At 76.7% G+C, this 5506-nt stretch carries 6 protein-coding genes; 5 read left to right on the top strand and 1 reads right to left on the bottom strand.

The genetic code is table 11. The annotated features are described in order from the left end of the window. Nucleotides 1–119: 119 nt before the first annotated feature. Entirely contained in the window at nt 120–713 is a 594-nt protein-coding gene (locus tag ACFUEL_RS14750; RefSeq protein WP_380236589.1) for a GrpB family protein, read from the bottom strand. Between the two features lie 388 nt (nt 714–1101). On the opposite strand from ACFUEL_RS14750, the gene ACFUEL_RS14745 reads away from it, so the two are divergent. From ACFUEL_RS14745 to ACFUEL_RS14725, 5 genes are all read left to right on the top strand, one after another. Then, nucleotides 1102–1485 carry a VOC family protein gene (locus ACFUEL_RS14745; RefSeq protein ID WP_380236588.1) on the top strand — a complete coding sequence of 128 codons (384 nt, stop codon included), beginning with the start codon at nt 1102–1104 and terminating at the stop codon, nt 1483–1485. 66 nt (nt 1486–1551) lie between these two features. Beyond that, complete coding sequence (locus ACFUEL_RS14740; protein WP_380236587.1) at nt 1552–2637, top strand: hypothetical protein; 1086 nt, start codon at nt 1552–1554, stop codon at nt 2635–2637. A gap of 232 nt (nt 2638–2869) precedes the next feature. Beyond that, nucleotides 2870–3259 carry a hypothetical protein gene (locus ACFUEL_RS14735; RefSeq protein ID WP_380236586.1) on the top strand — a complete coding sequence of 130 codons (390 nt, stop codon included), beginning with the start codon at nt 2870–2872 and terminating at the stop codon, nt 3257–3259. Continuing rightward, nucleotides 3256–3729, top strand: a complete 474-nt coding sequence (locus ACFUEL_RS14730) for an SsgA family sporulation/cell division regulator (RefSeq protein WP_380236585.1) — start codon at nt 3256–3258, stop codon at nt 3727–3729. The genes ACFUEL_RS14735 and ACFUEL_RS14730 overlap by 4 nt, the downstream gene beginning before the upstream one ends. Before the next feature lie 240 nt (nt 3730–3969). Further along, a complete protein-coding gene (locus tag ACFUEL_RS14725; protein ID WP_380236583.1) occupies nt 3970–5301 on the top strand; it encodes a hypothetical protein in 1332 nt (443 codons plus the stop codon). The last annotated feature ends 205 nt before the right edge of the window (nt 5302–5506 follow it).

Here is a 5506-nt window from a genome sequence, read left to right as displayed (position 1 = left end):
GGCGTAGTACCACTCGTGTTCGGTGTCGGTCACGGGTGACGAGGCTGCCCGATCCCCCGGCCGGACGCGAACGGTTTTCCGACCGCCCGACTCAACCCACCCGACTCAGCCCGCCCGATTCAACCCGCCTGCGGGGTCCAGCCGGTGGCGGCGGCCCAGGGTTCGGCGAGGGCGACGACCAGGTCCACCACCGGGTCCTTGACGTCCGCGTAGGTGTCGAGGTCGGCGACGGAGGCGGCCAGTGCCCGCTTGAACGCGGCGTAGCCGGGCACCGCCTCCGGGTGGGCCCGGAACCAGTCGCGGAACAGCAGCGCGAGGCGCTCGTTGGGCGAGCCGAGCAGCCGCACGTGCAGGTTGCAGTCCGGCCCGGCCGCCGGGTCGCGGCGCACCCACAACCGCTTCACCCAGCGCTGCGGGTCGTCGTCGGACCCGGCGGGGACGTGGTCGTGCCGGTGCGGGGAGCGGCGGAAGCCGAGGGCGGCGAGCGGCCCGTCGAAGTCCTGTTCAGCCTCCGCCAGGTCCGCGACGGCGATCTGCACGTCGTACACCGGCTTGGCGGCCATCCCGGGGACGGCGGTGCTGCCGATGTGCTCGACCCGCACCGCGGCCGGTCCGAGCACGGCCCGCAGCCCGGCCGTGAGTTCGGCCGCCCGCAGCGGCCAGGCGGGGTCGTACGGGAGGACCAGGACGGCGGGCTGCGGCGCGGTGGACATCCGGCCGAGTCTAGCGGGGGCCACGGGTGCCGGCGGGGGCTCCCGGCGGCACATCCGTGTCATGGCGGTGGGGCCGTGCCACCGGGGTGGGCCCGCTGCTCGATGACGGGGGACGTCATGGGAACGGTCGGCGTGGTGTGCGCGGTGGTCGGGCGGTCCGGGGCGGGGCTGCTGCGCCAGTTGCCCGTCCGGGGGGCGGAGCGCCTGTCTGCGGCCGGGGTCGCGGCGGCCCGGGGCGGGACGGACCCGGCCGGCCGCGTCGACGCTGCTCGCCCTGGTCGGCGGGGAGGGACGGCCGTGACCCTCGCGCCGCTGGGTACCGTACGGGTACCGCTCGGATCCGGGCGGGCACGGGCGCGCTGTCGCTGCCGGGGTGCATCCTGGCCCGATGGACGCACGCAAGCCCGGCATGTGGTGGGGCACCACTGTCGAAGCACCCGATCCCGGTGCGCTGGCCCGTTTCTACGTGGCGCTGCTCGACTGGCATCTGGGCCACGAGGAGCCCGGCACCGCGGTGGTCGCGGCCTCCCCGCAGGGGCCGTTCCTGGTGTTCCAGCAGGCCGACGGTTACCGGCCGCCGGTGTGGCCGCCGCGGGAGGGGCAGCAGCGCCCGATGATGCACCTCGACTTCCAGGTCGCCGACCTGGACGCCGCGGTGGCCCAGGCGGTGGCGCTGGGCGCGGTGCTCGCCGAGCACCAACCGCAGGAACACGTCCGCGTCCTGTTTGACCCGGCCGGGCACCCGTTCTGCCTCTGCCACGACCCGGCCTGAGCCGCGACCGCCCGCACGGGGCGGGGGCGTGCCGGGCCGGGGCCGGAGTGGGAGATCATTCTCGGCATGACCCCCGCTCTGGTGTTCGGACTCGCCGCGCTGATCGTGCTGTTGACCCGGCGGCGGACCGGCGACGCCCGGCCGGTGCCGGGGGCGGCGGAGGCCGCCGGGTTCGACCCGGGGGCGTACGGGTTGGTGCCCTCGGCGGAGTTGGATGCGGGGCGGGGCGGGCCGCCGATGCGGCTGCTGCGGCGCAAGGAGTTGGAGGCGCTGGCGGACTCCTGCCTGGCGGGCGGCTGGCGGGCGGCCGAGGCGTACGTGGCGGCGGCGGGCGCGGACTGGGACGAGCGCTGGTCCCGGCTGGACTTCCTGACCCGGGTGGCGGCCGAGCGGGACGGCTGGCTGACCGGCTGGGAGGCGGCCGGGACGGCGCCGTGCGCGGCCGCGACGGTCCGGGCCCGGCTGCTGGTGCAGCGGGCCTGGGAGGCGCGCGGCGGGGGCTTCCCGGCACAGGTCGCGCCGGAGCGGCTGGCCGCGTTCCGGGCGCAGCTGCCCGCGGCGTACGAACTGGCCCGCCGGGCCGCCGAGTCGGACGGGCGCGACCCCGGGCCCTGGGTGGTGATGATCACCGCGGCGCGCGGGATGCGGCTGTCGCGGCGCGAGTTCCGGGGGCTGTGGGCGGAGCTGGTGGCCCGGGCGCCGCACCACGTCGGCGGGCACTGGCAGGCGATGCAGTACTGGTGCGCCAAGTGGCACGGCAGCGACACGCTGATGCTGCGCTTCGCGGTGCGCGCGGTGCGCGGGGCCCCGGCCGGGTCGCCGCTGCCCGGCCTGTACCTGCAGGCGCTCAGCGAGTTGGAGTCGCGGCACGGCCCGGACCGGCTGCCCGTCGGCCGCCGCCACCGGGAGTTGCGGCCCCGGGTGGCGGCGGCGCTGGACGGCGTTCCGGAGCCGAACGACCAGGTGCCGCTGCTGCGGCACCTGCTGGCGCACTTCGCGCTGCTGTCGCGGCAGCCCGCGCTGGCGCTGGAGCAGTTCCGGCTGATCGGCCCGTGGTGCGGCGCCCAGCCGTGGACGTCGGCCCCCGACCCGGTGCGCGCCTTCGACCGGGCCCGGGCGCTGGCCGCGACCACGGCCTCCGCCGGGGCCTGACGCTCCGACGGCCCGCCCGGACGATCCGGACGGGTGGGGCGGAGCCGGACGGTCCGGCGGGGCCGCCGGACCCCGGCGGCGGCGGGATCCCACCCGTCCGGCGCGACGGAGGAACAAGTGCCGTGACCGCCTCCGGGTTCGGTCGTTATCCCCGGACGTGAGTGCCGACCCCTGGGCCCCGACGGGCGTCCGCGACGAAACGATTCAGCAAGCCCCCATCTACGCACGACTGGTGACCATCTGGCACCAGTCCGGACGTACTGTGCCCGGCCGCCGGGACCACGAGTGGTCCCGGCTGGTGGCCCCGCCCCGGTTCTCCGCCCACCCGGCACCCGTGCGGGAACGGTTCTCCCCGCCGCCGCCCGACCCCGGACCGGAGCCCGGGGACGCCGTGGGCGCCGCCGAGGCCGCAGAAGCCACCGAGGCCGCCGAGGTCGCCGAGGCCGGCGAGGTCGCCGAAGCCACCCGGGCCGCGAACGCCGCAGGAACCGCAGACGCCGCCCCCGCCGAACCGTCCCCCGTACCCGCCCTGTCCGTCGCCTCGTCCGTCGTCCCGCCTGTCGTCCCGTCCGCCGTCCCGTCCGCCGTCCCGTCCGTCGTCCGTCCGAGGGAGACCCGGTGAACCACCAGAACACCCCGCACGCGTGGCTGCGGCGCAACGGCGAGCCGGACTGCGTGCTGCTGCTGGACGTGACGGTCTCACCCTGTCCGGGGCTGCGGGTCTCGGTGCCCGCCCGGCTGCGCTACCACCGGGCCGATCCGTACGCCGTCCACCTGGACTGCCACGTGGACCTGGAGGAGCCGATCACCTGGCTGTTCGCCCGGGAACTGCTGGTGGACGGGCTGGAGGGGTGGGCCGGGGTCGGGGACGTGACGATCCGCCGGTCGACCTCGGACGGGGACCTGCTGGCGATCGCGCTGAGCACGCCCGGCCAGACCGCGGTGCTGCGCACCCCGGCCGAGCCGGTGCGCGGCTTCCTGGAGCTGACCCACCGGCTGGTGCCGGTCGGCACCGAGCACCGGTTCCTGGACACCGAGGGGCTGTTGCGGCGAATGCTGGAGGAGGCCGGGGGCGCCGAGAAGTTCGAATAGGACGCCCCGTACGGAAAGCTGATCATATTTCTGTCCGGTCATCACATGTTGCGGGCGCCGGAACTCCCTTCCGGCCTCCGCGAATCACTCCTTCGCCACCGAACGGAAACCGGCGGCGCAGTATCGGTTTCCGGTCCCGCGCGTTGAACAGTCGGTGCTTGGCGGAAATCGGTATTCGCCGTCGGCGCCGCCCGTTATTCTGAGGCCAACCCCTTAAGTGGTCCGCGCGAGGAGTTGTCGATGCCGCACGCCCGTGGTCCGAACAGCGCGCTGCGCGGCTGCATGGCGGAGGCCGGGTGGAACGGCCCCGCGCTGGCGGCCGCGCTGCAGAAGGTGGCCCGGGAGAGCGGCTTCAGCGTGGGCTACGACCGGACGACGGTGGCGCACTGGCTGTCGGGCACCCAGCCCCGGCCGCCGGGCCCGCAGTTGCTGGAGGAGGCGTTCGCCCGGCGGCTGGGCCGCCCGGTCTCGCGCGGCGAGCTCGGCCTCCAGTCGGCCGATCCCGCCCTGGCGGAGGAGCCGGAGCAGGAGGCGGCGGACGCCCTGACGGGGCTGCGCCGGCTGCATTCCTGGCCGAATTCCAGCGAGCCGCAGGACGAAACGTTTCAGCCTCCGCTGTTCCAGATCCGGATGCTGCCCTCCCCCCGCCCCCCGGCGCCGGCCGGGCCCGCGGCGGATTCCGCGCACCGCCCGCCGCCGGTCCCCAGCGTCCGCCGCTCCGGGCCGGAGCGGGTGGGGGCCCGGCAGGTGGAGGCGGTGCGGGAGATGACGGCGTTCGGCGCCCGGCACTACGACGGGTACGGCGGGGCGATCGCCCGCGGTCTGCTGCTGGGCTACCTGCGCGACCACGTGCTGCCCTGGGCGAAGTCCCCCTCCGGCGGGCCCCGGCACCGCGAACTGCTGGTCGCCGCCTCCCAGTTGGTCCGCCTGGTCGGGCGGACGTACACCGACGACAACCGGCACGGCGAGGCCCAGCGGCACTACCGGCTGGCGTACCAGCTCGCGTCCGAGGCGCAGGACGGCCCGGCCCGCGCGATGGCGCTGCGCGACCAGAGCACCCAGGCCGGGGCGCTCGGGCACCAGGCGTACGCGGCCCGGCTGGCGGACGCGGCGGCCGAGCACCTGCCGCCGGACGCGGCACCGGGCGTCCGGGCCTTCGTGCTGGCCCAGCAGGCGGTGGCGGCGGCCCGGCTGCGGCAGTCCGCGCAGGCGCTCAAGCACCTGGAGGGCGCGCAGCACTGGGCGGGGCGGGCGGCCGCGGAGGGCGGCCCGCACCGGTACCCGGAGCCGGCCCTGCTGTACCAGGCCGCGCAGGTGCACCGCTCGCTGCGGGCCACCGAGCTCTCGCTGTCGTACCTGCGGGCCTCGCTGCGGGCCCGGCCGCCGGGCGAGCACCGGACGATCGGCCTCTCGCTGCTGCAGCTGGCGCACCTGGAGCTGGACGCGGGGAACATCCACCAGGCCCGGCGGGCGTACGCGAACTTCCGGGAGCGGCAGGACGCGCTGCGCTCCCCGGCGACGACGCTGCAACTGTCGCGGCTGGAGGGCCGGTTCGCCCGGCTGGGCGGCTGACCGCCGGCGCGGCCCGGCGGCGCGGCCCCGGCGGGGCGGCGCGGGCAGGCGGGGGCGCGGCCCGGCGGCGGGGTGAGCCGTGCGGGCGCGGTGCTTGGCGGGCGGGGGCGGCGGTGATCCATTGGGGCCATGAACGATCCCTCGTACTACCCGCTGATCCGGCCCGTTCCCCCGCAGGTCCGGGGCCCGGAACCGGCCCCGGCAC

Origin of the sequence: Kitasatospora sp. NPDC057198 (assembly GCF_042670125.1) — a bacterium.
In the GTDB taxonomy this organism is placed as follows: Bacteria; Actinomycetota; Actinomycetes; order Streptomycetales; family Streptomycetaceae; genus Kitasatospora.
Note: the sequence above shows the minus strand (reverse complement) of the source record. Positions and strands in the feature narration are given on the sequence as shown.

Coding starts and splice junctions, on each gene's coding strand:
- ACFUEL_RS14750 (WP_380236589.1), bottom strand. CDS start 713: ATGTCCACCGCGCCGCAGCCCGCCGTCCTGGTCCTCCCGTACGACCCC.
- ACFUEL_RS14745 (WP_380236588.1), top strand. CDS start 1,102: ATGGACGCACGCAAGCCCGGCATGTGGTGGGGCACCACTGTCGAAGCA.
- ACFUEL_RS14740 (WP_380236587.1), top strand. CDS start 1,552: ATGACCCCCGCTCTGGTGTTCGGACTCGCCGCGCTGATCGTGCTGTTG.
- ACFUEL_RS14725 (WP_380236583.1), top strand. CDS start 3,970: ATGCCGCACGCCCGTGGTCCGAACAGCGCGCTGCGCGGCTGCATGGCG.